General features: G+C 67.4%; 24 protein-coding genes and 1 riboswitch. Of the genes, 11 read left to right on the plus strand and 13 right to left on the minus strand.

Annotated features, from left to right (window positions below):
- Positions 1–26: 26 nt before the first annotated feature.
- The 3 genes from ygfZ to GNZ21_RS12770 are packed head-to-tail and all read right to left on the minus strand — an operon-like array spanning position 27 to position 2,203.
- On the minus strand, positions 27–1,163 hold the full coding sequence (ygfZ, locus tag GNZ21_RS12765; RefSeq protein WP_229659342.1) for a CAF17-like 4Fe-4S cluster assembly/insertion protein YgfZ: 1,137 nt from the start codon (positions 1,161–1,163) through the stop codon (positions 27–29).
- A 44-nt stretch (positions 1,164–1,207) separates the two neighbouring features.
- On the minus strand, positions 1,208–1,330 hold the full coding sequence (locus tag GNZ21_RS16100) for a hypothetical protein (RefSeq protein WP_268234805.1): 123 nt from the start codon (positions 1,328–1,330) through the stop codon (positions 1,208–1,210).
- A gap of 30 nt (positions 1,331–1,360) precedes the next feature.
- The gene (locus GNZ21_RS12770) at positions 1,361–2,203 is read right to left on the minus strand and encodes a hypothetical protein (protein ID WP_157324945.1); all 843 of its coding nucleotides are present in this window, start codon (positions 2,201–2,203) and stop codon (positions 1,361–1,363) included.
- A gap of 179 nt (positions 2,204–2,382) precedes the next feature.
- On the opposite strand from GNZ21_RS12770, the gene GNZ21_RS12775 reads away from it, so the two are divergent.
- The 7 genes from GNZ21_RS12775 (at position 2,383) to asd (ending at position 9,085) form a co-directional block, all read left to right on the plus strand.
- Positions 2,383–3,072, plus strand: a complete 690-nt coding sequence (locus GNZ21_RS12775; protein WP_157324947.1) for a winged helix-turn-helix transcriptional regulator — start codon at positions 2,383–2,385, stop codon at positions 3,070–3,072.
- Between the two features lie 118 nt (positions 3,073–3,190).
- Positions 3,191–4,267, plus strand: a complete 1,077-nt coding sequence (gene mshD, locus GNZ21_RS12780; protein ID WP_157324949.1) for a mycothiol synthase — start codon at positions 3,191–3,193, stop codon at positions 4,265–4,267.
- Between the two features lie 219 nt (positions 4,268–4,486).
- The gene (locus tag GNZ21_RS12785) at positions 4,487–5,503 is read left to right on the plus strand and encodes an NUDIX hydrolase (RefSeq protein ID WP_308805442.1); all 1,017 of its coding nucleotides are present in this window, start codon (positions 4,487–4,489) and stop codon (positions 5,501–5,503) included.
- Positions 5,504–5,564: 61 nt separating this feature from the next.
- Complete coding sequence (locus GNZ21_RS12790) at positions 5,565–5,915, plus strand: GNAT family N-acetyltransferase (RefSeq protein WP_157324951.1); 351 nt, start codon at positions 5,565–5,567, stop codon at positions 5,913–5,915.
- Between the two features lie 236 nt (positions 5,916–6,151).
- Complete coding sequence (locus GNZ21_RS12795; RefSeq protein ID WP_188503411.1) at positions 6,152–6,958, plus strand: thymidylate synthase; 807 nt, start codon at positions 6,152–6,154, stop codon at positions 6,956–6,958.
- 104 nt (positions 6,959–7,062) lie between these two features.
- On the plus strand, positions 7,063–7,833 hold the full coding sequence (locus GNZ21_RS12800; protein ID WP_157324952.1) for a dihydrofolate reductase: 771 nt from the start codon (positions 7,063–7,065) through the stop codon (positions 7,831–7,833).
- 49 nt (positions 7,834–7,882) lie between these two features.
- Positions 7,883–9,085, plus strand: coding sequence for an aspartate-semialdehyde dehydrogenase (gene asd, locus GNZ21_RS12805; protein WP_157324954.1), 1,203 nt, complete (start codon positions 7,883–7,885; stop codon positions 9,083–9,085).
- 41 nt (positions 9,086–9,126) lie between these two features.
- Here the strand turns inward: asd and GNZ21_RS12810 are convergent, their stop codons facing one another.
- Positions 9,127–10,152 (minus strand): NAD(P)H-dependent flavin oxidoreductase, encoded by a 1,026-nt coding sequence (locus tag GNZ21_RS12810; RefSeq protein WP_157324956.1) that lies wholly within the window; start codon positions 10,150–10,152, stop codon positions 9,127–9,129.
- Positions 10,153–10,281: 129 nt separating this feature from the next.
- Between GNZ21_RS12810 and GNZ21_RS12815 the strand changes: the two genes are divergently transcribed.
- Positions 10,282–10,419, plus strand: a complete 138-nt coding sequence (locus GNZ21_RS12815) for a hypothetical protein (protein ID WP_157324958.1) — start codon at positions 10,282–10,284, stop codon at positions 10,417–10,419.
- Between the two features lie 42 nt (positions 10,420–10,461).
- Positions 10,462–10,791, plus strand: a complete 330-nt coding sequence (locus tag GNZ21_RS12820) for a putative quinol monooxygenase (protein ID WP_157324960.1) — start codon at positions 10,462–10,464, stop codon at positions 10,789–10,791.
- A gap of 6 nt (positions 10,792–10,797) precedes the next feature.
- On the opposite strand, the gene GNZ21_RS12825 is transcribed toward GNZ21_RS12820, so the two are convergent.
- From GNZ21_RS12825 to GNZ21_RS12840, 4 genes are read right to left on the minus strand one after another with little or no spacing between them, the layout of a single operon-like run.
- On the minus strand, positions 10,798–12,438 hold the full coding sequence (locus tag GNZ21_RS12825; protein ID WP_157324962.1) for a dipeptide ABC transporter ATP-binding protein: 1,641 nt from the start codon (positions 12,436–12,438) through the stop codon (positions 10,798–10,800).
- The gene (locus GNZ21_RS12830; RefSeq protein WP_229659341.1) at positions 12,435–13,316 is read right to left on the minus strand and encodes an ABC transporter permease; all 882 of its coding nucleotides are present in this window, start codon (positions 13,314–13,316) and stop codon (positions 12,435–12,437) included. The genes GNZ21_RS12825 and GNZ21_RS12830 overlap by 4 nt, the downstream gene beginning before the upstream one ends.
- On the minus strand, positions 13,313–14,416 hold the full coding sequence (locus GNZ21_RS12835; protein ID WP_157324964.1) for an ABC transporter permease: 1,104 nt from the start codon (positions 14,414–14,416) through the stop codon (positions 13,313–13,315). The genes GNZ21_RS12830 and GNZ21_RS12835 overlap by 4 nt, the downstream gene beginning before the upstream one ends.
- Positions 14,413–16,089: an ABC transporter substrate-binding protein gene (locus GNZ21_RS12840; protein WP_157324966.1), complete on the minus strand. Its 1,677-nt coding sequence runs from the start codon at positions 16,087–16,089 to the stop codon at positions 14,413–14,415. The genes GNZ21_RS12835 and GNZ21_RS12840 overlap by 4 nt, the downstream gene beginning before the upstream one ends.
- A 178-nt stretch (positions 16,090–16,267) precedes the next feature.
- A riboswitch (SAM riboswitch) is annotated at positions 16,268–16,394 on the plus strand.
- 15 nt (positions 16,395–16,409) lie between these two features.
- On the opposite strand from GNZ21_RS12840, the gene GNZ21_RS12845 reads away from it, so the two are divergent.
- Both GNZ21_RS12845 and GNZ21_RS12850 read left to right on the plus strand, forming a co-directional pair.
- The gene (locus GNZ21_RS12845; RefSeq protein WP_157324968.1) at positions 16,410–17,804 is read left to right on the plus strand and encodes an O-acetylhomoserine aminocarboxypropyltransferase/cysteine synthase family protein; all 1,395 of its coding nucleotides are present in this window, start codon (positions 16,410–16,412) and stop codon (positions 17,802–17,804) included.
- Positions 17,801–19,045, plus strand: a complete 1,245-nt coding sequence (locus tag GNZ21_RS12850) for a cystathionine gamma-synthase (protein WP_157324970.1) — start codon at positions 17,801–17,803, stop codon at positions 19,043–19,045. Before GNZ21_RS12845 ends, GNZ21_RS12850 begins: the two co-directional genes overlap by 4 nt.
- Positions 19,046–19,056: 11 nt before the next feature.
- Here the strand turns inward: GNZ21_RS12850 and GNZ21_RS12855 are convergent, their stop codons facing one another.
- The 5 genes from GNZ21_RS12855 to GNZ21_RS12875 are packed head-to-tail and all read right to left on the minus strand — an operon-like array spanning position 19,057 to position 25,133.
- The gene (locus GNZ21_RS12855) at positions 19,057–19,953 is read right to left on the minus strand and encodes a DUF1684 domain-containing protein (protein WP_157324973.1); all 897 of its coding nucleotides are present in this window, start codon (positions 19,951–19,953) and stop codon (positions 19,057–19,059) included.
- 1 nt (position 19,954) lies between these two features.
- Positions 19,955–21,586 carry an ABC transporter substrate-binding protein gene (locus GNZ21_RS12860; protein ID WP_157324975.1) on the minus strand — a complete coding sequence of 544 codons (1,632 nt, stop codon included), beginning with the start codon at positions 21,584–21,586 and terminating at the stop codon, positions 19,955–19,957.
- A gap of 9 nt (positions 21,587–21,595) precedes the next feature.
- Positions 21,596–23,323 carry a dipeptide ABC transporter ATP-binding protein gene (locus tag GNZ21_RS12865; protein ID WP_157324977.1) on the minus strand — a complete coding sequence of 576 codons (1,728 nt, stop codon included), beginning with the start codon at positions 23,321–23,323 and terminating at the stop codon, positions 21,596–21,598.
- Positions 23,320–24,198, minus strand: a complete 879-nt coding sequence (locus GNZ21_RS12870; RefSeq protein WP_157324979.1) for an ABC transporter permease — start codon at positions 24,196–24,198, stop codon at positions 23,320–23,322. The genes GNZ21_RS12865 and GNZ21_RS12870 overlap by 4 nt, the downstream gene beginning before the upstream one ends.
- Entirely contained in the window at positions 24,195–25,133 is a 939-nt protein-coding gene (locus tag GNZ21_RS12875) for an ABC transporter permease (RefSeq protein ID WP_157324980.1), read from the minus strand. Before GNZ21_RS12875 ends, GNZ21_RS12870 begins: the two co-directional genes overlap by 4 nt.
- Between the last annotated feature and the right edge of the window lie 9 nt (positions 25,134–25,142).

Genomic DNA, 25,142 nt, shown 5'->3' on the forward strand with positions numbered 1-25,142 from the left:
TGCCTGGGGCGGGCGGCCCAAGATCGCTAGCGTGGGCGTCCGCGCAGGAAATCGCCCTGCGGGCGGCCCACCGACTGCCCCGCATCAGGGCGGACGATGACCTCCTGGGCCGCGGCGTAGAACTGGGGGGCGGCCTCGTTGGTGTCGGCCTCTGCGCTGGAATCACGCACCACCAGCTGGGCCTGGGGGTCCACCTTGCGCTTGACCAGGGCCAGGGCGATGGGCCCGGCCTCGTGGTGCCGTGCCACTGAGGTGACCACCCCGACTGCGCGCTCTGTGGCCAGCGCCTCCGGGTCCGCGCCCTCCTTGGGGGCCAAGACCTCAGAGCCCGGGGTGGGCAGCGTATGTTCGGAGCCGTCCAGGTGCAGGAACACCAGCCGGCGCGGCGGGTGCCCCAGATTATGTACCCGGGCCACTGTCTCCTGGCCCTTATAGCAGCCCTTGGACAGGTGGACTGCGGTGCGGATCAGGTCCAGCTCATGCGGGATCGCCTTGGCATCCACCTCTGTGGCCAGCCGGGGCCGCCAGGCGGCGATGCGCAGCGCCTCAGCAGCATGGACACCTGCCAGGGTCCAGCCCTGGGCCTCCAAATGGGCGACGGCGTCGCCGTATTTCTCGCGCTCCAACAGGGTGAGGTGCCAGCTGAAGTCCTGCCCCGGGTGCTCAGACTCGGTCACCGCAGCATAGGACTCTCCACCGGGGGCCACAGCCGGCCAGGGGTCGCTCCAGCGAGCCGGAGCGACCGCCGGGAGGTCCTCAGGAAGCGGGCGGGTGCTGCCGAGCACCGCGTACTGCTCTGTGCGGTCGGTGATCTCCACCCGGAGCATGAACTTCATGGAGTCCAGCCAATCGGCCAGCGCCGCCCCGTGGCTGGGTTCGGTGATCAGCCAGGCGGTCTCACCGTCATCAGTGATGGCTGGGGCCTGCTCGATCCGGCCGGAGATATCCAGCAGCAGCAGCTCGGAGCAGTCCCCGGGCTTGAGGTCGGTGAGCTGCTGGGAGGAAAGTGTGCTGAGCCAGGAGAGTCTGTCCGGACCGGTCACTGTGACTACGCAACGGTGGGAGAGATCAGTGACGGCGCGGCCGCGCTCAAGCGCGCGCTGCTCCTGGACAGGATTCCCGTAGTGCGCGGGCACTCCGGCATCCGGCCCTGCGGCCTCCACCGCGCCGGTGCGGCGGAGCAGGGGCGAGGTGCTGGTTCCGCTGCTCAGCGCTGACCCTTGAACAGGCGGGAGAGCACAACCACGCTGATCCAGCCGATCACCAGCACCGAGATGACCAGCAGACCAATGAAGAACACCTCAAGGGCAAGAATCTGTGCTTCGCTCATGTCTCTAAGACTACCTGAGAGACCAGGGGCTCATGCGAACAGCAGCCGCTCGGTGAAGTAGACGATGGCGCCCATGGCCGCCACAGGTGCTGCGCCCACCGCCAGACGCGAAAGCAGCTGCTCCGGGGCGCCCTGCAGGAAGAGGAATCTGCGAAAGCTGGCCAGCAGCACACCGGCCGCCAGCCCGACGGCGGCGGCGAAGAGCAGCGTCAGCTCGCCCCAGACCAGGGCGGTGACCACAGCCGCAGCCGCGGCGACTGCGATGGTCAGCGGCAGCACCAGTGCGTCCCGGGCCGGAATGCAAGCCGCAACAGTGCCGACCATCAGGGCAAAGGCGGCCAAAGCCACCACAGAGAGCTCACCACCAGGTCCGGTGACTCCCAGCACCCCCCAGTCCTCATAGGGGAAGAAGCCACGGACCCGCAGGCTGCCCAGGCCAATGCCGTTCTCCGCCTCGGCCAGGCCGGCGGGGTAACGCAGCCCTGCGACCCAACCGGCCGCAGTGGTGGTGATCACCACCCCGGCGCAGGCACCCAGGGTGGACTCCAGGCGATGCGGCCGCCCCGCGCCCCGGAGCACCTGGATGACAAAGACCACCATGACCCCGAAGGCCAGCGCCACTGAGGACCAGAAGAAAAGGGCCTCCACCTGTGTGACGACTGCTGCCCCCACTGCTGCCACGACTCCGGCGGCCATGATGACAGCTGAGAGGGACTTGCGTGCGGTGACTCCCATCAGCTGCGGCCAGCCCAGTGCCACCACTGCGCACAGCGCGCAGACCACCAGGGTCAGCGGCGCGACCCCGAACCAGGAGGCGGCTGCGAGCGCGGCGGCACCGAGCAGGGCGGCCAGCGCTACGTGCAGGTAGTTCACGCCTCCATCCTGCCAGAGCTCGGAACATGGATATACTCATCGCGTTCGCTCAAACGTTTTTCACAATGCGGAATGACAGCGCGATGTGACTCATCTCACTGTGTTTTCTCGCATCGTGGGATCGGATGGAGTGTCAGACTTATTGACCAACGAGAAGCAACCTTAGGGAGGGTTCACGGATGGCTCAGGTGCTTCTGCTCTCTGACGCCCCGGAAGACACCCTGCCGTCTCTGGAGCTGCTCAACCACCGGATCCGCAGCTTCCCTGCTGAGGCATCCTCCATTGTGCGCGCTCCCAATGTGGACATCACCCTGATCGATGCCCGGACCAATCTGGCCCACGCCCGCTCGCTCTGCCAGCTGGTGAAGTCCTCCATGCTCTCCCCGGTGATCGTAGTGGTCAGTGAGACCGGGCTGCCTACGCTCAATGAGAATTGGCAGGCCGATGACTTCGTGCTCACTGAGGCCTCCCCCGGGGAGGTGGACGCCCGGATCCGGATGGCCTCCGTGGAGGCCGAGGACGAGGCGCCGGCCGGCGAGATCAGGGCAGGAGCCATCGTGATCGATGAAACCACGTATATGGCCACCATCCACGGCAAGCTGCTGAACCTCACCTATAAGGAGTTCGAGCTGCTCAAGCACCTGGCCCTGCACCCCGGCCAGGTCTTCACCCGCGACCGGCTGCTGCACGATGTGTGGGGCTATGACTACTTCGGTGGCACCCGCACCGTGGACGTGCACATCCGGCGCCTGCGCTCCAAGCTCGGCCCGGAGCATGAGTCCCTGATCGGCACCGTCCGCAATGTCGGCTACCGGCTGCTGGTGGAAGGCTCGGCTCACCAGGAAGCAGCTGACGACGACGCCGCCTGAGCAGGCACTGGGTGAACGGCGCAGCTGCACTCAGCGTCATCCGAGATCTTCCACACCTGGCAGGACTGGGGTGGCCCGGGCTCGGCCTGGTAGCAGGCCGGTCCGATAGGCTCACCCCATGAGCTTCGGTGTACAGGTTGAGCTGGTTCACTCCGCTCCCACTGCTGAGCAGCTGTCGGCGCTGCGGGAACTCGCCTCAGCGGCGCAGCGATCCGACCTCGCACCACCGTTCGGCGACCAGACCTGGGTGGAACTGACCCGCCAGGAGCCCGATACCGTGGCGGTGGCCTACGCCTGGGTGCAGGAGGAGAACGAGGCCGCCGGAACGCAGGCCGGCCCCGGTGCCGGGTCTGTGGCGGGGCATGAGGAGCCTGAGCAGGGCGAGGCGCAGGCTGACTCCCCCAATCCTGGCACATTGGCGGGGGCGGGCGTCGTCGTACTGGGGCATGCCGATGAGGCTGGCGAAGCGGCGGAGCCGAACCTCCTGGAGCTGGTGGTGCACCCGGATCTCCGGGAACGCGGAATCGGTTCCCAGCTGGCGGCTGTGCTCAACGATTCGGTGCTCTCCCCGCAGCCGGGCACCGCCCACCGGGCCTGGGCACATGGTGGCCACCCTGGTGCGCCCCGGTTAGCGGATCGGTTCGAGTGGGCACCGGTGCGTGAACTGTGGCAGATGCGGTTGGAGAACGATGTGCCGCTGCCGGGGACCGAGCTGCCCGCAGGCATCCGGCTGGGCAGCTTCCGGCCCGGCCAGGACGAACAGGCCTGGCTGGAGGTCAATGCCGCCGCGTTCGCTGATCACCCGGAGCAGGGCCGGCTCACCCTGGAGGACCTGCAGGCCCGAATGGCTGAGGACTGGTTCTCCGCCGAAGGCTTCCTGATGGCCTGGGACACTGCGGCAGCGGGCGAAGAGCTATTGGGCTTTCACTGGACCAAGACCCACCGCCAGGACGATGGTCCGGATATCGGGGAGGTCTATGTGGTGGGAGTCGCGCCCTCCGCCCAGGGGCGCAGGCTCGGCCGGGCCCTCACCACCGCTGGGATCGAGCATCTGCGTGCAGAGGGCGTGGCGGCGGTGATCCTCTACGTGGATGCGGAGAACACCGCGGCCACCAGGCTGTACCAAGGGCTGGGCTTCACTGTGGCTCACACTGACATTCAGTACGCCCCAATAGTGGAGACCCGATTGAGCTGAGAGGGAACCTGAGCTTGCTCAGATGTTGCCCGAGGCGATTGAGGGTTGCCCGCTGTGCGGGCCGCCGGCAGCCGAGCCGGCCTGAGTCCCCGCAGGGCACAGCGCGGGGCCGACGGGCCCACGTCAGGAGTGAAGTTCCGCACAAGCGCAGCGAGAGCCGAGCGAGAGCGCCGGCGACATGCGCGCCGCCGGCGGGACCAACACTGGTAAATTTTGGGCGTGACCACTCCTGAGGTGATGACTGAGGTTCCGCGCCGCCGCACCCCCTCTTTGTCTGATGACGGTACTGACGCCCAGGTCCTGGCCGCTGGAGCTCTGGTGTGGCGGCTGCACCGGGGAGCGCTGCATGTGCTGCTGATCCATCGCCCCCGGTATGACGACTGGTCCTTCCCCAAGGGGAAGCTGGACCCCGGGGAGACGCTTCCTGAGTGCGCAGTCCGGGAGGTGGCCGAGGAGATCGGGCTCAAGATTCGCCTGGGCATGCCGCTGCCGGTGACTCGCTATAGCGTCACCAAGAACTCCAAGTCCGGTCCGGCTGAGCAGACCAAAGAGGTGTGGTACTGGGCAGCCCAGAGCCTCGAAGGTAGGCCCCGGCCAGATGGCGAGGAGACCGACGACGTCGCATGGGTGGAGCCTGCCCGAGCCCGCCAGATGCTCACCAACCCGGGGGACATCGAACCGTTGGATGAGCTGGAGCGGCTGCATGAGCAGAATATCCTGCGAACTGTGCCCTTTGTGGTGCTGCGCCACGCCAAGGCGAAGCCACGCTCCTCCTGGTCCAAGGCCGAGTCTGAGCGGCCGCTTGCCGCCACCGGCAAGCGGCAGGCCAAAGCGGTGGAGCGCCTGCTGACCGCCTGGCGGCCCCGGCAGATCCATTCCAGCCCCTGGAAACGCTGTGCCGAGACCATTGCTCCCTATGTGAAGAAGCACCGGCACCGGATCAGGTACCGCAAGACCCTGACCGAGAAGCGGGCCAAGCAGAACCCGGGCAAGGCCGCCTCCCGGGTGCGCAAATCCCTGGAATGGACCCAGCCGTCTCTGCTGTGCACGCACCGGCCGGTGCTGCCGATCGTGCTGGGCGAACTCAGCCGCTGGGCGGTGAGCCCGGAGGTGACCGGGGCACTTCCCCAGGAGGACCCGTATCTGAGCCCGGGCGGCGTCGTGGTTGCTCAGCAGGCGGTGGACCGCGGTGGCCGCATCGTCTCACTTGAGGTCTACGATCCGTTTGACGGCTGAGCAGGTCCTGGCGGCATGCGGCTCAGTGACATAGGTTACGTTCCACGACTACTCTTGTTCTATGGGTAAGCACGCCGCACCGGAGCAGAAAAACGTTCACCCCAGTGCCGAACTGGTGATCGACAGCGACCGCCGCCGGGCCGAACTATGGGATGAGATCGGCGGCAAACGCACCTTCATCGGGTTTGTAGGCTACGCCGAGGAGACCATCGGCGGGCAGCCGGTCTGGCTGCTGATGCACACTATCGTCAGCGAGCGCTTTGGACGGCAGGGCTACGCCCGGGCTCTGGTGACCCTGCTGCTGGACAGACTTGCCGCCGAGGGCAAGAGGTTCACCTCCGAGTGCACCTATATTGATCACTATCTGGCCCGCTACCAGGAGTACCGCAAGCATCAGGCACTGCTGGCCTGAACCTATCCCGGCCGCGGCTACGCCACGAGGTGGCACGCCCAGGCGCTGCCGCGTTTTCGCGGGTCCCAGAGGTCGGGGCTCCGGGCCCGGGTGCTGCCTGAGGTGGTCCGCTCAACCGTGACACCGTTGCACGCGCCCCTGACGTCAGGGGCCCGCCGCGCCCCGCGTACGCGGAGCTTCACCCCTGAAGAACTCGCCTTCGCTGTGCTCGGCTCGGGAGTCGATAGACTGAGGCGGTGAGTTCAATCCCCACTCCATATGAGGACCTGCTGGCCGATGTGCTGGAGTACGGCACGCAGAAGTCCGACCGCACCGGGACCGGAACCCGCAGCGTGTTCGGCCGACAGATCCGCTATGACCTGACTGAATCCTTCCCGCTGATCACCACCAAGCGGGTGCACTTCAAAGCTGTGGCCCTGGAGCTGCTGTGGTTCTTGCGCGGCGACTCCAATGTGCGCTGGCTGCAGGAGCGCGGAGTGCGAATCTGGAACGAATGGGCCGATGAGAACGGGGACCTCGGTCCGGTATACGGGGTCCAATGGCGATCCTGGCCCACTCCGGAGGGCGGCTCCGTGGACCAGATCAGCCAGCTGGTCGAGCAGCTGCGCAGCAACCCGGACTCCCGGCGGCATGTGGTCACCGCCTGGAACCCCGGCCAGATCGCCGAGATGGCGCTGCCGCCCTGCCACATCCTCTTTCAGTTCTACGTGGCCGAGGGCCGGCTGAGCTGCCAGCTCTATCAGCGCAGCGCAGATATGTTCCTGGGGGTGCCGTTCAACATTGCCAGCTACTCGCTGCTCACGGTGATGCTGGCCCACCAGACGGGGCTTCAGCCGGGCGAATTCATCTGGACCGGCGGGGACTGTCACATCTACAGCAACCATGAGGAGCAGGTGCGCGAACAACTTTCGCGGGATCCCAAGCCCTATCCGCGCCTGCAGCTGGCTCGGCAGCCGGAGTCGATCTTCGACTATGAGTACGAGGACTTCGAGGTGCTGGGCTATGATCCGCACCCGACGATCAAGGCCAAAGTTGCCGTCTGAGCACGTCGAGTGGTGAATTCTCCCCGCTATGACTGCTGAACCGGCGCGAATAACGGGGATATTTCACCAGTCAATGCAGGAGACCGGCACAGGTAGGAGAGCCGATGAGCGCAGCTGAGGTAGGGATGATCTGGGCCCAGGCGCACAATGGCGTGATTGGGGCAGACAACACTATGCCCTGGCATCTGCCGGAGGATCTGGACTACTTCAAGGCCACCACCGCCGGCTGCCCGGTGATCATGGGGCGCAGGACCTGGGAGTCCCTGCCGACGCGATTCCGCCCGCTGCCGCAGCGGACCAATATCGTAGTCACCGGCGACGCCGCGGCCGCAGCTGAGCTGGAGAAGTCAGGGGCTGTGCCGGCCACTTCCCTGGAGGAGGCTCTGCTGCTGGCCCGGCCACAGGCAGCAGCCTCGGGGCGCATCTGGATCATGGGCGGCGGCCGGGTCTATGCCGAAGCACTGGAGAAGGACCTTGCTGATCTGGCCTCGGTGACCCTCATCGACCAAGAGATTCCCGGGGACACCTACGCCCCGGTGCTGGACCCCGACCGCTGGGCCCGCACTGAGGCCGATCCGCAGCAGGGCTGGCATCAGTCCCGATCCGGGCTGAACTACCGGTTCGACACCTACCGCCGGCGTCCGCCCAAGAAGTCCGCTGCCGCCAAGATCTGGGGAACCCTGCTGCTGGTGGTGGGCGGGTTATTCGCCCTCGGCGTAGTGGGCAATGCTGCCAGCGGGCGAACTGCCCAGATTCGCGCTGAGATGCCCGGGGATCTCGCCTATCAGCTGACCGTCACCGTCATGAACGTCCTGGTGCTCCTACTGCCGGTACTGGGTCTATGGATCCTGCTGCGTAAGCCCAAACGCCGGTGAGGCACACCAGCAGCTGACCCGTCCAGACGAACTCGTTAGGCTAGTAGGCATGACTTCTGCACCCGCTGATACTGCTGCCCTGAGCTCCGCCCCCGGCCAGACGCTGTCCGTCGGCCTGATCGGTTGGCGCGGCATGGTCGGCTCGGTGCTGATGCAGCGCTTTGTGGACGAGGGGGATTTTTCCCACTTCAACCCGGTGTTCTTCTCCACCTCGGCTGCTGGGAAGCCAGCTCCGGAGTTCCAGGGCGCCTCCCCGGAGACGGCCCAGCTGCAGGATGCCTACGACGTGGCGACCCTGGCCAAACTGCCCATCATCGTCACCATGCAGGGCGGGGAGTACACCCAGGAGGTCTACCCCAAGCTGCGGGCCGCCGGCTGGGACGGGATCTGGATCGACGCCGCCTCCGCACTGCGCATGGCGGAGAGCTCCATCATTGTGTTGGACCCGGTCAACCGGGATGTCATCGATGCCGGGCTGGCCGCCGGAGTCAAGGAGTTCGTGGGCGGCAACTGCACTGTCTCCTGCATGCTGATGGGCCTGGGCGGGCTGTTCAAGCAGGACCTGGTGGAATGGGGCACTGCCATGACCTACCAGGCCGCCTCCGGCGGGGGCGCCAAGCATATGCGGGAACTGCTGAACCAGTTCGGGCACCTGCACGGGGAGGTGGCTGATGAGCTGGCGGATCCGGCCAGCGCAATCCTGGAAATTGACCGCAAGGTGCTGGCTGCCCAGCGCAGCGGGCTGGACGCCTCCCAGTTCGGGGTGCCGCTGGCCGGCTCGCTGATCCCATGGATCGACTCCGATCTCGGCAACGGCATGTCCAAGGAGGAGTGCAAGGGTTCCGAGGAGACCAATAAGATCCTGGGCCGCGGGCAGAACCTTGCCCCAGGGGTGCAGCGGCGCGGAGCTGCCATTCCCTTCGAGTCGCTGTGTGTGCGGGTCGGTGCGCTGCGAAGCCACTCCCAGGCGCTGACCCTGAAGCTGCGCAAGGACCTTCCGGTAGCCGAAATTGAGCAGATCATCGCCGAGGGCTCCGAGTGGGCCAAGGTGGTGCCCAATGAGAAGGAGGCGACCATGGAGCAGCTGACCCCCGTGGCCGCCACCGGGGGACTGACCATTCCGGTGGGCCGGATCCGCAAGCTGGAGATGGGTGGGGAGTACATCAGCGCCTTCACCATCGGTGACCAGCTGCTGTGGGGCGCGGCTGAGCCACTGCGCCGTATGCTGCTCATCGCCCTCGGAAAGCTCTGAACCGCCTGCGGAGCTTCAGCTCTGCCGGTACTGTGGGCGCTTCATAGCTGCTGAGACAGCCTGCGGATGATCTCTCCAGCAGGGGCGGCGGCAGCCTTCCGGTAGCCGGTCCCAGCCCAGAGATGCAACCGCTGGGCGTCCCCAGCTTGCGCTGCGGCCTGACGCAGCGCCCTGGTGAGGTGGTGGACCTCCGGGTATCCGGTGGGGGCGGCGTCCTGGTGCCGGTCGATGAATCCATTGCGCAGGGCCCGGGCCGGGCGGCCGGTGAATGCCCGGGTGAGCACAGTCTCCTGGAACGCCGGGTCAGCCAGGGCGGCCCGGTGGGCAGGCGAAGTCCCGGCCTCATCGGCACGCAGCAGAAGGGTGCCCACAGCTGCGGCCTCGGCCCCGGCATCAAGGATGCGCCGGAGAGCTTCGGCACCGTCCACTCCCCCGGCCCCAATCAGGGGCAGGTCCACTGTGCCGCGGACCCGCTCTACCAGTTCCGCAGTCTCCACCGGCTCGGGGGTAGCGAATGGGTCGTGAGTGGCACTGTGCCCGCCGGCACCGAACCCTTGGACCACCAGCCCGTCAGCGCCGGTTTCACTGGCAGCCACCGCCTCTGCCGGGGTGGTGACGCTGATCAGCACTCTGCTGCCGGCCCGCTGCAGAGCCGCGACCTCGCCCGGGTCGGGGAGTCCGAAGGTGAACGAGACCACCGGAACCGGTTCGGAGACCAGCAGCTCCAACTTCTGCGGCAGGTAGTCGTCATCTGACTTCGGCTGAGGGTCCAGCTGCAGGCCGTAGGCCTCAGCTTCTGCCTGAAGCCGCTCGGAGTAGCGGCGGAAGGACTGCCGGTCGACGGAGGGTCCGTTGAGAACGAAGAGGTTCACCCCGAAGTCCACCCCGAGACCGCGAACCGCTTCAATCTCGGCGCTGAGCACATCAGCCGGCTTGTTCCCACCGGCCAGGAAGGGGAACGCGCCCGCCTCTGCGACTGCACTGGCCAGCTCGGGGCTACTGGGCCCTCCAGCCATCGGGGCAGCCACAATCGGCAGGGGTGAGTCCAGCACACGGTTCCTCGTCATCGACAGTCCTCCAGTCCATCGCTCCCGCTGCCAGCCTACCGAGCCAGCTGCCAGCCTACGCCGCACAGGTGAGCGGCCACCGTCTGCTTCAGGAGCCATGTGGCGGCTTAGCCGAACTACACTGGCAGCATGGTCGCCCCGCTGCAGATTGTTGCCCTGCTGTTCCCGAATGTCACGCAGCTGGATCTGATCGGTCCCGCAGGGCTGAGCCCGCAGCTCCTCTCCGGGCACCAACGCGGTTACCCGGGGTTCACCCGGACTGGATAGTGTGGGGAGCGACCCCGCAGAGGAACTCAGAAGGAGAGTCCGATGATCTTTATTGTTGTGAAGTTCCCCGTCAAGCCGGAGCTGGCCGAGCAGTGGCCGGAGATCACCCGCGAGTTCACCGAAGCCACCCGGGCTGAGCCCAAGAACAAGTGGTTCGAGTGGTCACGCAGCGTGGAGGACCCCAATGAGTATGTGCTGGTGGAAGCCTTCGAGGACGACGGCGCCGAAGCGCATGTGAACTCCGAGCACTTCAAGATGGCCACCAGTGCTGAGGGCCCGATGGCTCAGGCCCTGACCGCCACCCCCAAGATCATCTCCCGCCAGATCGACGGTGATGACTGGGATGAGATGGGTGAGATGAAGATCGGCTGAGGCTACTCAGACCTGCTGGCGGACCCGGCTGCCCGGGATGGCGGCCACCAGCTCCCGGGTGTACTCATGCTCGGGCGCAGCGAAGACCTCCCGGGTGGCTCCCCGCTCGACCACCTGGCCGTGGCGCATCACCACCACTTCAGTGCAGACCTGACGCACCACTGCCAGGTCATGGGAGATGAACAGGTAGGAAAGCCCCTCCGCCTCGCGCAGCTCAGCCAGCAGCCGCAGGATCTGGTCCTGGACCGAGACGTCCAGGGAGGAGACCGGCTCATCACATACCAGCACCTTGGGCCGCACAGCAAGGGCACGGGCAATCGCGACCCGCTGCAGCTGCCCGCCGGAGAGCTCATAGGGCTTCCGGCCCGCCGCGGCGGAAGGCAGATGGACCTGCTCCAGCAGCTCGGTGACCCGGCGCTGGCGTTCACTGCGGCTCAGCGTAGTCAGGGCCCGCAGCGGTTCCGCGATGCTGGTGGCCACCGAATGTGCCGGGTCCAGCGATGAGTAGGGGTCCTGGAATACCGGTCGGATCAGCCGGCGCAGCTCTTTGCGCCCGCTGCGTGAGCGGTAGTCCTGGTGGCCCAGCCCCGCCAGCGTCAGGGACCCCGCGTCCGGATCACTGAGCCCCAGAATCATCCTGGCCACAGTGGTCTTCCCGGAGCCGGACTCCCCCACCACGCCCAGGCTCTGGCCGGGTCGCAGGGTGAGGTCCACCGCATCGACTGCGGTGACGCTGCCTCCGCCGCTCACCGGGAAAGTCTTGGTCAGTCCCTGGGCGCGGACCAGAGGCTGGGCGGCGTCGTTCTCCTGGGTCTGAGGCAGCTGTGTGACCAGCGGTTCGGAGTCGATGGTCGGGGCCGCGGCGGCCAGCCGTTGTGAGTAGGGGTGCTCGGCGGAGTTCAGGAAGTCGGCGGCCGGAAGCTGCTCCACCACCTGGCCGTGCTGGAGGACGACGACGCGGTCGGCCCGGTCCGCGGCCACCCCCAGGTCGTGGGTGACCAGCAGCAGGGAGGTCCCGGACTGAGTGACCAGTTCTTCGATATGGTCCAGGATCCGCCGCTGGACGGTCACGTCCAGCGCGCTGGTGGGCTCATCGGCCACGATCAGGTCCGGCTCTGCCGCTAAGGCGATGCCGATGAGCACCCGCTGCCGCTGCCCCCCGGAGAGCTGGTGGGGGTAGGAGTAGTAGCGGTTGGCGGCGTCGTCGAGCCCTGCCCGTTCCAGGATCTGGACGGCCTGCCGGCGGGCTTCGGCCCCAGTGGCCAGCCCGTGGGTGCGCAGCGATTCGCTGACCTGCTCGCCGATCGGGTGCACCGGGTTGAGTCCGGCCAGCGGGTCCTGGGGGATCAGTGCGATCCGCCGGCCGCGCAGCCTGCGCAGCCCGGCCTCGGCGAGTCCCACCAGTTCGGTGCCGCTGAACCGGATGCTGCCGGTGATCTGGGCGTTGCGGTGGTGCAGTCCGAGCACGGCGCGGCCGATGGTGGTCTTGCCGGAGCCGGACTCACCCACCAGGGCCACCGTCTCACCGCGGGCCACCTGGAAGCTGACCCCGCGCACCGCCTGGGTGCTGCCGCCGGGGCGCCGGTAGTCCACGGTGAGGTCACGGATCTCCAGCAGGGGCTGATCTGTCTGAGCTGCTGCGCTCATCGTTGTCTCATCCTCAGTCCTCGGCTGACCCGGTTGGAGGCCAGTACGGTCACCGCGATGACGGCGCCGGGGAAGGTGGTCAACCACCAGGCGGTGGCGATATGGGCCCGGCCCTCCGCAACCATGGATCCCCATTCGGGGGTGGGTGGGACCGCGCCGAAGCCCAGGAAACTCAGGGCGGCCACCGAGAGCACAGCTCCACCGAGCTCCAGGGCTGCCAGCACCATCACGGCCCCGGAGGCATTGGGCAGCACATGCTTGATCAGGATGCCCAGGTGGCCGGTGCCGGAGGTGCGGGCGGCGTCGAAATATCCGCGGGAGAGGATGCGCAGGGTCTCAGCGCGGGTGATCCGGGCGAAGGCGGGGATGCCCGCAATGCCCACGGCGATGGCCACATTGATCACCCCGAAGCCCAGGATGGAGACCGCAGCCATGGACAGCAGCAGGCCCGGGATGGCGACCATGACGTCCACAGTGCGCATCACCACTGCGTCCAGCCAGCCGCCCACATAGGCGGAGAGCATGCCCAGCAGGGAGCCGACCACCAGGGAGAGGGTCACCGCGATGACTCCGGCGAGCATTGAGAGTCTGGTGCCGTGGACCACCCGGCTGTAGACGTCGCGGCCCAGCAGGTCGGTGCCGAACCAGTGGCTGGCGCTGGGGGCGGCGAGCCTGGCGTTGGCGTCAAGGTCGGTGACCGGGTCATGGGTGGCGAACACCCCGGGGGCCACCGCCCAGGCGATCACGATGGCGAAGACGGCCAGGGAGAGCAGCAGGCCGGGTTGGGCCAGCAGATGGGCGGCCCGGCTCTTCAGGCCGTCTGCCCGGGCGGGGACGGTGCCTTCGGCCGGGGCCCCGGGCAGGACCATGCCGGTCATCGGGTGCCTCCCTTCTCGGCGGCCTTCGTGGCGGTCGTCTTGGCGGTGCTGCGCTTCTTGGTGCTGCTGTGTTCCTGCGGGGCCACCACCCGCGGGTCGATCCACCGGTAGGCGAGGTCCACGATCAGGGTGACGATCACGAAGAAGGCTCCGGAGAGGATCACCAGGGCCTGGATGAGTGGGAAGTCCTGGGCCTGGATGGCCTGGACGAAGTACATGCCGATGCCCTGGCGGCCGTAGATGGTCTCCACGATGGTGGTGCCGGAGAGGATGCCGCCGACCATCATGCCCACCATGGTGAAGGCCGGCAGGGAGGCGTTGCGCAGGGCGTGGCGGAGCACCACCCGCAGTTCGCTGATCCCCTTGGCCCGGGCGGTATCCGCATAGGACTCGGCCAGCGCCTCGTTGAGCCCGCGGGTCAGGATCTGGCCCAGGGTGCCTGCGGTGAGCAGGGCCAGGGTCAGTGAGGGCAGCACCAGCGCCTGCCAGGAGGCGGAGCCGAAGGCCGGGAACCAGCCCAGCTGGAAGGAGAAGAGCTGCAGCAGCAGGATGCCCACCCAGAAGGAGGGCATGGCGGTGCCCAGCAGTGAGGCGGACTGGAACCCTGAGCGCAGGGTCTGGGTGGGCAGCAGCACGCTGCCTAAGGCGAAGAGCAGAGCCAGCAGCACGGAGGCGATGATCGAGGCGATGCCCAGCTCAATGGTCACCGGCAGGGCAGTGGCGATGGCGCTGGAGACCGGCTGCCCGGTGGAGTAGGACATGCCGAAGTCGAAGGTGGCCGCCCGCCACAGGAAGTCGAAGTACTGGATGAGGATGGGCTGGTCCAGACCCAGCTGTTCGCGCAGCTGCGCCTCGGCTGCTGAGTCCAGCGCCGCGCCCTCGCCGCCCTCACCGCCTCCGGTCATGATCCGCACCGGATCCCCGGGGACCAGGTGGATGATGAGGAAGGACAGGGTCACCGCGCCCCAGAGCACCACCACTGCCTGGCCCAGGCGGCGCAGGATGTAGTGCAGGGTTCCGGAGGACCGGCGTACCCCGGGAGGGGCCGCCGGGTTCCCCGGCGACCCCTCTGAGACGGTCTCGGCTGCCGCTGCGGTCATTCGTCCACGCGGTAGAAGTCGACGAATGCCGGCTTGCCCTCGAGATCGGCGGTGGTGCCGCCGATGCTCTGGTGATAAGCGGCGAACTGGGTGAGGTCGAACAGCGGCACGGTGTAGCCGCGGTCGATGATCAGGCGCTGCACCTCCTCGGAGACAGCCAGCCGGTCATCCTCATCCGTGGTGGTCTGCAGCTCGCCCAGCAGATCATCGATCTCCTCATCCGGGTGCCCGTAGAGGAAGGACTGGCTCTCATAGAAGGAGGAGTAGACGGTGCGCAGCACATCCGGGTCTGCACGGGTCTGCGACCAGGTGGTCAGGTCGAACTCATAGTTGTGGATGGTGTAGTCGGAGAGATCGGAGACCGGGGTGAGCACAAAGTCGATGCCCACCTGGGCCCACTGCTGCTGCAGCAGCTGGAACATGGCCTCATAGCTGGTGCCGGTGTACTGGATCTCAATCTCCAGCCGGTCCCCGTCGGCGTTCTGGCGGATGCCGTCCTCGCCGATCTCGGTCCAGCCGGCCTCCTCCAGCAGCCGCTCAGCCTCCTCGGGGTCATAGCGGATCACATCGGAGAGGTCCGCGTAGCCGGGATTGGAGGGGGTCAGCACTCCAGTGGCCGGCTCGTAGAGGCCCTGGAAGACCGAATCCACGATGGCCTCCCGGTCGGTGGCGTAGTTCAGCGCTTTCCGGGCGTTCTCATCGGAGAAGACATCACTGTAGACCAGCGGCACGATCGGGATGGAGATGGCCGGCATCACGGTTGGGTGCAGCTCCGCCTGGGAACCTTCCAGACCGGGCACTGACTCTGCCGAGAGCCGGTAGGCGTAGTCAATCTGTCCGGAGGACACTGCGCCGGCGAGGGTGGTGGACTCCTCGATGAAGCTGATCTCCACCTCGTCGAAATAAGCCCGGCCCTGGTTCTCGTAGAGCGGTGAGCCCCAGGCGTAGTCCTCGCGGACTGCCAGGCGGATGCCGTCATTGGGGTCGTAGGACTCCAGGGTGTAGGGCCCGGAGCCGATCACATTTCCGGCGGCGACCTCCTCAGGATCCAGCTCCAGGGTGGCCGGGGCCAGGATGCTCAGCGACTGCACGGCGGTGGCCTGCAGGAACTGGGCGTTGGGCTCCTCGAAGCGCACCGTCACAGTGTGCTCGTCGATGACCTCGGACTCCTCATAGCCGCGCAGCAGACCGGCTGCCACAAAGGCCAGCGGGCCGATCTCGATGATCCGGTCAAAGTTTGCCTTGACCACCTCAGCATCCAGCGGGGTGCCGTCGGAGAAGGTGACGTCATCGCGCAGGAAGAAGGTGAACTCGGTGGCGTCCTCGTTGATCTCCCAGTCCTCGGCGAGCCACGGCAGGATCTCACCGGTCTCCGGGTCCTGGTCAGTCAGTGTGTCGGCAATATTGCGCGATACTGCGCGTGCGGGCAGCTGAGGGCGCTGGTGCGGGTCATAGTTGTCCGGGTTGACGTCGAAGGCCACATTGAGGGTGCCGCCGTACTCGACGTCCTCGGGGGCGGCGTCGTCCCCGTTTCCCTCATCGGCCTCGTCGGAGCCTGCCGGCCGCAGGAAGACGGCCAGGGCGGCAATCAGCGCGATGACAGCCAGGACGCTGACCCCGATGAGCAGGCGCTTGCGGCGCCCGGCTGCCGGGTCAGCAGTGGTTTCAGACATGGGAGCTCCTCATGCAGTAGGTGCGATGCGACCTCCCATGATCCACACACCACCGGGGCGAAAAAAGTTCACTGTCATATTCCGCAATAAATCCCGAGGGTGATCACCTGCCTGTTCCGGCTTCGCCACACCTCCTGGAGAGGACAATGAGGTCAGGATCAGCTAATATGTTCAACAGGATCACGAGTACCGGTCACCTACGGCTCTGGCCGACCGGTCGGCAACCCTTCCGCTGTGATGGGGTGCCCCAGATGACGATCCGGCCGCAGGCTATTTCACTGCCCGCCTGCCGGCAAGCACAGTGTCATAAGGGGAATTCCATGCCCGCCACCGAGCCCGCAGCCGCCGACCCAGCCTGTTTCAGCACCCGCCAGATTCACGCCGGAACCACTCCGCCCACCGCGCATCCGGTCACTCCGCCGGTGCATCTCTCCGCAGCCTATGAGTTCAGCAGCCTGCGGGATGCTCGTGAGGCCTTCGCCCAGCGGGAGGCCGGGTTCACCTATGCCCGCACCGGCAGTCCCACGGTGGCTCTGCTGGAGCAGCGCATCGCGCAGCTGGAGGGCGGCACCGGAGCAGTGGCCACCGCCTCAGGACAGGCCGCCATCGCCCTGACCCTGCTGGCCCTGGCCGGCAGCGCGGGCCAGCATCCGGACGGCCGGGCCTATCCGGAGGTGCGCGCCGGGCATGTGGTGGCCTCCTCGAGGATCTACGGCGGCACCGCTGATCTGATCAACGATTCGCTGGCCGAGGCCGGCATCAGCTCCACCTGGGTGGATCCGCACTCCCCTGCTGCCTGGGAGGCGGCGATCACCCCGCGCACCCGGGTGTTCCTGGTGGAGTCGATCGGCAACCCGCATGGCGACTTGCCGGATATCGGTGCCCTGGCGGAGATCGCTCACCGCCGCGGCGTCGTGCTGGTGGTGGACAACACCCTGGCCACCCCCTACCTGTTCCGACCCGGTGCCCACGGGGCAGATTTTGTGGTGCATTCAGCCACCAAATACCTCACCGGCAACGGCACTGCCCTGGGCGGGGTGGTGGTGGACACCGGGAGCTTCCGGCCTGAGCACGACGCCGCCCGGTGGCCACAGTTCTCCGCAGCCACGCCTCGCTTCGGCCAGGTGCCGCTGGTGGAGCGCTACGGCTCAGGTGCGGTGCTGCACCTGATTCGGGCTAAGTTTCTGCATGATCTGGGCCCCTGTCTGGCTCCGTGGAATGCCCAGCAGATCCTGGCGGGCATTGAGACCTTGGATGTGCGGGTGGCCCGGCACTGTCAGGTAGCAGAGGCACTGGCTGAGCGACTGCTGGTGCACCCGGGGGTGTTGCAGGTGCGCCATCCCAGTGTGCCCGGGGATCCGAATGCCGCCCGGGCCGCCCGGGACTTCCCACAGGGCACCGGGGCGGTGCTCAGCTTCGAGCTGGAGGGGGATCTGACCGTGGTGGAACGGTTTGTGGACGCGCTGCGGCTGTTCAAGCTGGCGGCCAATATCGGCGACTCCCGCTCCATGGTGGCCCATCCGGCCTCGATGACCCACTGCCGGCTCTCCCCGCAGCTGCGTGCTGCCGGGGAGATCACCGAGCAGACCATCCGGCTGGCGGTGGGCCGGGAGGCCCCCGATGACCTCTGGGCGGATCTGGAGCAGGCCTTCGCCGCCGCGGGGCTGGCCGGGAACGACGCCGCCGACTCACGTCAGGAGGTGGAGGCGGCATGAGCATCGACACCACCGAGCAGACCAGCTGGACCGACACTGCTGCCCCGGTGCGCAACGGAGTGCGGCAGGGGGCCCTGCGCCCGGGGTTCGCCACTGATGCGGTACATGCCGGGCAGGCCCCGGACCCGCTGACCGGAGCAGTGATTCCACCGATCTACCAGACCTCCACCTTCACCCAGGACGGGGTGGAGACCCTGAAGAGCGGATACGAGTACTCTCGCGGGGGAAATCCCACCCGCAACGGGTTCGAGACCCAGCTGGCAGCTCTGGAGGGCGGTGCGGCCTGCTTTGCCTTCGCCTCCGGGATCGCCGCCGAGGACGCCCTGCTGCGCGCAGTGCTGCGCCCTGGGTACACGGTGGTGGCCGCCGCCGAGAGTTATGGCGGCACCCACCGGCTGCTGACCCAGATCTACGCCCGCTGGGGAGTGCGCACCGTGTTCGTGCACCCTGAGCGGCCCGAGGAGCTGGAGCAGGCCCTGGACTATGACCGCAGTGCCAAGCTGGTGTGGTTGGAGACCCCCACCAATCCGCTGCTGACCGTGGTGGACATTGCCCAGTGGGCGCAGATCGCCCATGCTCACGGCGCCCTGGTGGCGGTGGACAACACCTTTGCCTCCCCTGCCCTGCAGACTCCCCTGGCCCTGGGCGCTGATGCGGTGGTGCATTCGACCACCAAGTACATCGGCGGGCACTCAGATGTGCTCGGCGGGGCCGTGGTGGTCGGGGATGCCGAATGGGAGGGCCAGCCGCTGAGTGCGCTGATCGGCTTCCAGCAGTTCGCCGCCGGGGCGGTGGCCGGGCCGCAGGACTCCTTTCTGGCCGCCCGCGGGCTGAAGACCCTGGGGGTGCGGATCCGGCAGCACTGCGCGAACGCCGCGGAGATCGCCGACTGGCTCACCGAGCATCCGCAGGTGGATGAGGTGTTCTACCCGGGACTGCCGGACCACCGCACGCACCAGATCGCCGCAGAGCAGATGTCGGGGTTCGGCGGGCTGGTGACCTTCCGGCTGCGCGGCGGGGAGGCTGCTGCCCGGCGCACTGCGGAGTCCACTGAGCTGTTCGGCCTCTCGGTGAGCCTGGGCGGGGTCGAGTCTCTGATCTCACATCCGGCCACGATGACCCATGGTTCCACCAAGGGCACACCGGAGGCCCCACCCGCCGATGTGCTGCGCCTGTCGGTGGGCATTGAGGATGTGGAGCAGCTGGTGGAGGATCTCGACCGTGCCCTGGCCGCATCCTGAGCACGGGCGCTTCAGGTGTGGACGATCAGGTCCCAGGTCACCCCGGGACCTTCAGCTGCGGCCTGCACCCGCTGGGTGGGCTTCTTCTCCCCGGCGGTCACCGGTGCCTCCACCCGGTTTCCCGCTGGGGGCAGCGGGCAGGTGGCCAGGTCGGTATAGGCGCAGGGCAGGTTGGCAGCGTGGTTGAAGTCCAGCACGACCTCGCCCGCCCCGCCTCCTTCCGGCCCCGAGATCCGCAGTGCCCGCAGGGCATGGTAGGTGGAGTAGCCCGAGGTCTCATCGGTGAACAGCACCAGGTGCTCCCCCGCTGCAAATCCCTCGAAGACCAGCAGACTGTGCTCTGCTCCAGCAGCCTGGAACCGCACCCGGCCCGGGGCCTGGTAGACATGCTCCAGACCTTCCACTGCGGCCCCCACGGTGACCGGCTCGGGCTGATCGAAGGGTTCGAAGCTGCCGGTCACCCGCCAGGCCGGACTGTAGTCGAAGCGTTCAGTGCCGGCGTACTCGCCGAGGAAGGGGTGGGTCGCGCTCTTGGGACGCAGGATGAACTGCCCGCCCCGCTTGGCCACCTCCGCTGAGGTCACGCCGCGCTCCGGGGACTGCCCCTGAGGCACGGTGAGCAGCAGCCCGCCGCGTTCGGCGATATCGCTGAAGACCTGCAGCCCGGTGAGCCGCTGCCCCTGGTGCTCCAGGGCGCCGTGATCACCCAGATCTACGGTGACGGCATTCTGCTCTGCCCTCCAGAGGCCGGGGATACCAGGCACCTCGGTGGGCTCGCTGCTGAGCCAGTAGAGCCCGGTGACCGCGAAGAACCCGGTGGGTGAGCGGCGCCCGGCCTCACGTTCGGCGTGCTTGGCCTCCCACTCGTTGATCAGGTCGGTCTGCGTTGCGGTGGTCTGTGTGCTCATCTCAGTCCTCGATCCATGCGGTGTAGAAGGTGGGCCACTGGGTGGGGCCGGTGGTGAAGCCGTGCACGTGGTCGGCATGGGCCAGCGTGTAGGCGGGCAGGAATCCGGGGAAGCCGTAGACCTCCTCGTTGATGAAGTCCTGCAGCTCATAGTAGATCGCCTCGCGCTCCGCCTCGTCCTGCTCGGCCGCCCCGCGCAGCAGGAGATCGTCAATCTGATCAGACTGCACCCGGGAGCGGTTCTGGCCAGATGGCGGCAGATTCTCTGACCAGACGTTCATCTTCAGAATGTCCGGGTCGGTGCGGGAGAAGCTGGAGGCACGGATGTCATAGTCCCCGGAGACGTCGCGGTCGCTGATCGAGCCGGACTCCAGGAACTCGACCTCCACGTCGAAGCCAGCGGCTGCGGCGCTGTCCTGCACGGCCAACAGGTACTGGTCGCGCTGTTCCCGGTTGGTCTGCTCCTGGATGGCCACCACGGTGAGCCGCTCGCCCTCCTCATTGATCCGATAGCCCTCCTCATCGGTCTCATCCCAGCCGGCCTCGTCCAGCAGTGCGGCGGCATGTTCGGGATCATAGTCCCAGCTGCGCTCGAGATCTGCGTTGTAGTAGGTGGTGTTGGGGGTCAGCACCGACCAGCCGCGCTCGATCACATCTCCGTAGAGGGTGGTGACGATGCTGTCCACATCCACGGAGGCACGGAAAGCCTCGCGCACCCGCTGGTCGCCGAAGGGTTCGCGCTCCACATTGAACCAGATGGTGTAGGGCACACCACCGGCCTGGGTGTTGACGATCTGATAGCCCTCAGCCTCCAGCCGTTCTGCGTCCAGGGCGGGGACTTCACCGATGGCGTCCACGGATCCGGACTGCAGAGCGCCGGTGCGGGTGCTGGACTCCCCGAGGGCGGAGATCACCACCTCTTCCAGGTTTGCCGGACCCTGCTGTTCGGAGGGTTCGGGGGCCCAGTCATAGTCCTCGCGGCGGGCCAGCCGAATCTCGGTGTCCGGGCTGTAGGACTCGATGGTGAAGGGCCCTGAGCCCACGATCTCGTAGCCGTAGCCCTCACCGGCGCTTTCAAAGGCTGCCGGTGACTGAATTCCCAGGTTGACCCCGCTGACTGCCTGCAGGAACGGAGCGGAGGGCTCAGAGAGCCGCACCACCACGGTATGCTCGTCCACCGCCTCGCTGGACTCATAGGGCTGGATCAGAGTGTTGGCGAACAGCGACTCCGTCTCCGGATCGATGATCCGGTCAAAGTTGGCCACCACTGCCTCCGCGTTGAACTCAGTGCCGTCGGAGAAGGTGACGTCATCGCGGAGGTAGAAGGTGTACTCGGTGCCGTCCTCTGAGATCTCCCAGTCCTCGGCCAACCAGGGATGGAACTGGCCATCCTCGTCTTCATAGACCAGGGAGTCCACCACCGGGCGGGCGATCTGCTGGGCTGCCAGGCTGGGTTCGACATGCGGGTCTGCCCCGTCTGGCGGCAGACTGGTCTGGGCGTAGCGCAGGGTGCCGCCCTCCTGGGCGTCGTCGTCGGTGCCGCCGGCCGGACCGGTGCCGGCATCGCCGCAGGAGGTGACCAGCAGTGCAGTGACGGCGGTCAGGGCAGCTGCGCTGCGGATTCGGATACTCATAGGGGCTCCTCAGAGAGTGATCAGTGATGACGGGGAGGGAAGCGGACTGGGCTGTTCGACGGTGTGGCGGATGTCAGCGTCGAGGTGATCCAGGGAGGTGCTGGTGGCTTCCAGCAGCAGCCTGGTGTAGTCATGGCCGGGGCTGGCGAAGATCTGCTCGGTGGGCCCGGACTCCACGATCGCCCCGTCCTTCATCACCAGCACCTCGTGGCTGATGTGGCGGATCACGCCGAGATCGTGGGAGATGAACATATAGGCCACGCCTTTCTCAGCCTGCAGCCTGGCCAGCAGATCGAGGATCTGGGCCTGGACGGAGACGTCCAGGGCGGAGACCGCCTCATCGGCGATGATCACCTCTGGGCCGGTGGCCAGGGCCCGGGCGATGGCCACCCGCTGCCGCTCCCCGCCGGAGAGCCGGGCCGGGCGGCGCTTGCCGAACTTCCCGCTCAGGCCCACATCCTCCAACAGCTCCTCGGTGCGGGCCCGGTGGGTGCCGCGCGGTATCCCGGCGGCAGTCAGCGCCTGGGCGATGACTTCATCCACCGTGTAGCGGGGGTCGAAGGAGCTCAGCGGATCCTGCTGGACGAACCCGAGTCTGGGCCGGCGCGGCAGCCGCTGCCGGGAGCTGAGGGTCCCCCAGGGTTCGCCGAGGAACTCCACCTCTCCGGCGTCCAGGGACTCCAGGCCCAGCACCAGCCGGGCCAGGGTGGACTTCCCGGAGCCGGATTCGCCCACGATCCCCAAGGTGGTGCCGCGGCGCAGCGCGAAGGATGCCTCCTGCACCGCATGGCGGACGGTCTTGCGCGGCCCGTCGAAGGACTTCGAGACCGCGTGGGCAGAGAGCACCACAGTGCTGGTCCCGGTGGCGGGCGCATGTGTCGCACCTTCGGTGCTGTGCTCGCGCAGGACTCTGCCGGGCCGGGCGACCAGCAGCTTCTTGGTATAGCTGTGCTGGGGACTGCGCAGCACCTGGTCGGCGGGTCCGTACTCCTTCTGCTCACCCTGGTGCATCACCAGGATGTCATCGGCCAGGTCCGCGATCGCGGAGAGGTCATGGCTGATCACCAGCAGGGCGGTGCCGGCCTCCTTGAGCTCCTTCAGCAGCTCGATGATCTGCTTCTGCACGGTGGCGTCCAGTGCGGTGGTGGGCTCATCGGCGATCAGCAGCGGGGGCTGCTGCACGGTGGCCGAGGCAATCAGGGCGCGCTGGCGCAGACCCCCGGAGAGCTCGTGCGGGTACTGGGGGTAGCGGATCTCGGGGTCCGGGATGCCCACCCGGGCCAGCTGCTCCAGGGCGCGGGCCCTGCGGGTCTTCTTGGGCAGCCGGGTGTGCAGCTTCAGTGCCTCCTCCACTGCCCGTCCTGCGGTGTGCATGGGGTTCAGCGAGACCAGGGCGTCCTGCAGCACAAACCCGATGTCTCGGCCGCGCCGGGAGCGCCACTGCCGCTCGCTGAGGTCCAGCACGCTGGAGCCGCGGACGGCCAGCTTCTCCGCCTCCACCCGGGACCCGTCTCCGACCAGGCCCACCAGGGAGCGGGCGGTCAGTGATTTGCCGGAGCCGGATTCGCCCACGATGCCCAGTGCCTTGCCTGGCTCCAGGGTGAAGCTCACCCCGTGCACGATCTCGGCGTGCTCACGGGTGCGGGGGCTGGTGAACCCGATCCGGAGGTTCTGCGCCTCCACGGCAAGCGGGGCAGTACCGGGTGAGCCGGCGTCGTCGTGCTCTGTGGTGCTCATGAGTCTCTCCCCTCGAACTTCTTCTGCAGCCACCGGCCCAGCACGGTGACGGCGATGACGGTCAGTGTGATGAACAGGCCGGGGAACACACCGACCCACCAGCCCAGGGCGAGGTCGTTCTGCCCCTGGGAGAGCATCGCGCCCCATTCAGGTGCTGGCTCCGGGGCGCCGAAGCCCAGGAAGCTCAGCGCTGCGGCGTCCACGATGGTGGTGCCGACCCCGATGGTGGCGATCACCAGCAGCGGGCCGATGGAGTTGGGCACCACAGTCTGCACGGCGATCTTCCAGCGCGGCACCCCGAGCACGGTGGCGGCCTCCACATAGGCGGAGCGGCGGACCTCCAGCGCTTTGGAGCGGACCAGCCGGGCGTAGGTGGGCACGGTGGCGATGGCCAGGGCAATGATGATGTTGGTGGTCCCACCTCCGGCGATGGCCACCACCAGCAGGGCCATCAGGATGGTGGGGAAGGCCAGCAGCACGTCCACGAACCGCATCAGCACCTCGTCCGCGTAGCGGCCGCCGAGCACGGCCAGCAGGGCGATGCCTGCCCCGATCACCACGGCGATCGCGGTGGAGAACAGTCCCACGGTCAGCGACTGTTCGGCCCCGTAGATGATCCGGGTGAAGATGTCACGGCCCAGCCGGTCGGTGCCGAAGAAGTGCTCGGCGCTGGGCGGCTGCAGGGACTGGTCCAGCTGGTTGCTGATCGGGCTGCGGTCAGTGAACAGGGTGGGCCGCAGCGTGGCGGCGGCCAGGAGCACCAGGAAGATGATGGACAGCGCCACAGTGGGCGGGACCGGCAGCCGGCGGGCGGCCTTGGACTGGTACTCGGGGGTCTTCAGACCCTGGGCGGCGATGAGCTGTGGGTTGGTCATGCTGGGACTCGCAGTCGGGGGTCGATGAGCACATAGGCGATGTCGATGATGGTGTTGACCACCACGAAGGCCAGGGCGGCGAAGAGCAGCACCCCGACGACCACCGGGATGTCGCGGCCCTCGATGGCCAGCAGCAGCACCCGGCCGATGCCGTCACGGTTGAAAACTGACTCCACGATCACTGAGCCGCCGATCAGTCCGCCGAAGATGGTGCCGCCCAGGGTGATGGCGGGCAGCAGGGCGTGGCGCAGCCCGTGGGCGATGCGCACATAGGTCTCATGTGCCCCGCGGGTGCGGGCGGCCAGCACAAAGGGTTGGTCCAGGGCGTCCTCCAGGCCCTTGCGCAGCACCTGGATCAACAGGGCCGCCACGGGCACTGCCAGGGTGACCGCCGGCAGCACCAGGGAGCGGAGGCCTTCGTTGCCGAAGACCGGGAACCAGCCCAGCTGGAAGGAGAAGACGATCAGCAGCAGGATGCCGATCCAGAAGGAGGGCACTGAGGCCGCGGTGAGCTCGGTGATAGACCCGATCGCTTTGCGCCAGCCTCGGGTGTTGGCGGTGAACACGGCCACCAGGAAGGCGATCAGGAAGGCGAGGATCAGTGCGGCGAAGGCCAGCTCCAGGGTGGGGGCCAGCCGTTCGCTGATCATCTGGCTGACCGGCAGCCCGGAGCGGAAGGAGCTGCCCAGGTTGAAGGTGAGCACCTGGAGCACATAGGCGAAGAACTGCACCACCAGCGGCTGGTCCAGCCCGTAGCGGGCGGCGACCTGTTCGCGGGCCTCATCGGACATGGCGCCCTCCTGGCCCACCAGCAGCAGCACCGGATCACCGGGGGTGAGGTGAATGGCGAAGAAGCCCAGGGTGGCCGCACCGATCAGCACTGCCACCGCGCCGATGAGGCGGCGGCGCAGGATCTGCAGAAGTGTGCGTTGCATGGCTGAACG

Source organism: Nesterenkonia alkaliphila, from assembly GCF_009758175.1.
In the GTDB taxonomy this organism is placed as follows: domain Bacteria; phylum Actinomycetota; class Actinomycetes; order Actinomycetales; family Micrococcaceae; genus Nesterenkonia; species Nesterenkonia alkaliphila.

Coding starts and splice junctions, on each gene's coding strand:
- GNZ21_RS12875 (WP_157324980.1), bottom strand. CDS start 25,133: ATGCAACGCACACTTCTGCAGATCCTGCGCCGCCGCCTCATCGGCGCG.
- GNZ21_RS12775 (WP_157324947.1), top strand. CDS start 2,383: ATGGCTCAGGTGCTTCTGCTCTCTGACGCCCCGGAAGACACCCTGCCG.
- GNZ21_RS16100 (WP_268234805.1), bottom strand. CDS start 1,330: ATGAGCGAAGCACAGATTCTTGCCCTTGAGGTGTTCTTCATTGGTCTG.
- GNZ21_RS12815 (WP_157324958.1), top strand. CDS start 10,282: ATGGTCGCCCCGCTGCAGATTGTTGCCCTGCTGTTCCCGAATGTCACG.
- GNZ21_RS12850 (WP_157324970.1), top strand. CDS start 17,801: ATGAGCATCGACACCACCGAGCAGACCAGCTGGACCGACACTGCTGCC.
- GNZ21_RS12790 (WP_157324951.1), top strand. CDS start 5,565: ATGGGTAAGCACGCCGCACCGGAGCAGAAAAACGTTCACCCCAGTGCC.
- GNZ21_RS12800 (WP_157324952.1), top strand. CDS start 7,063: ATGAGCGCAGCTGAGGTAGGGATGATCTGGGCCCAGGCGCACAATGGC.
- GNZ21_RS12855 (WP_157324973.1), bottom strand. CDS start 19,953: ATGAGCACACAGACCACCGCAACGCAGACCGACCTGATCAACGAGTGG.
- mshD (WP_157324949.1), top strand. CDS start 3,191: ATGAGCTTCGGTGTACAGGTTGAGCTGGTTCACTCCGCTCCCACTGCT.
- asd (WP_157324954.1), top strand. CDS start 7,883: ATGACTTCTGCACCCGCTGATACTGCTGCCCTGAGCTCCGCCCCCGGC.
- GNZ21_RS12860 (WP_157324975.1), bottom strand. CDS start 21,586: ATGAGTATCCGAATCCGCAGCGCAGCTGCCCTGACCGCCGTCACTGCA.
- GNZ21_RS12830 (WP_229659341.1), bottom strand. CDS start 13,316: ATGACCGGCATGGTCCTGCCCGGGGCCCCGGCCGAAGGCACCGTCCCC.
- GNZ21_RS12835 (WP_157324964.1), bottom strand. CDS start 14,416: ATGACCGCAGCGGCAGCCGAGACCGTCTCAGAGGGGTCGCCGGGGAAC.
- GNZ21_RS12825 (WP_157324962.1), bottom strand. CDS start 12,438: ATGAGCGCAGCAGCTCAGACAGATCAGCCCCTGCTGGAGATCCGTGAC.
- GNZ21_RS12865 (WP_157324977.1), bottom strand. CDS start 23,323: ATGAGCACCACAGAGCACGACGACGCCGGCTCACCCGGTACTGCCCCG.
- GNZ21_RS12845 (WP_157324968.1), top strand. CDS start 16,410: ATGCCCGCCACCGAGCCCGCAGCCGCCGACCCAGCCTGTTTCAGCACC.
- GNZ21_RS12870 (WP_157324979.1), bottom strand. CDS start 24,198: ATGACCAACCCACAGCTCATCGCCGCCCAGGGTCTGAAGACCCCCGAG.
- GNZ21_RS12840 (WP_157324966.1), bottom strand. CDS start 16,089: ATGTCTGAAACCACTGCTGACCCGGCAGCCGGGCGCCGCAAGCGCCTG.
- GNZ21_RS12820 (WP_157324960.1), top strand. CDS start 10,462: ATGATCTTTATTGTTGTGAAGTTCCCCGTCAAGCCGGAGCTGGCCGAG.
- GNZ21_RS12810 (WP_157324956.1), bottom strand. CDS start 10,152: ATGACGAGGAACCGTGTGCTGGACTCACCCCTGCCGATTGTGGCTGCC.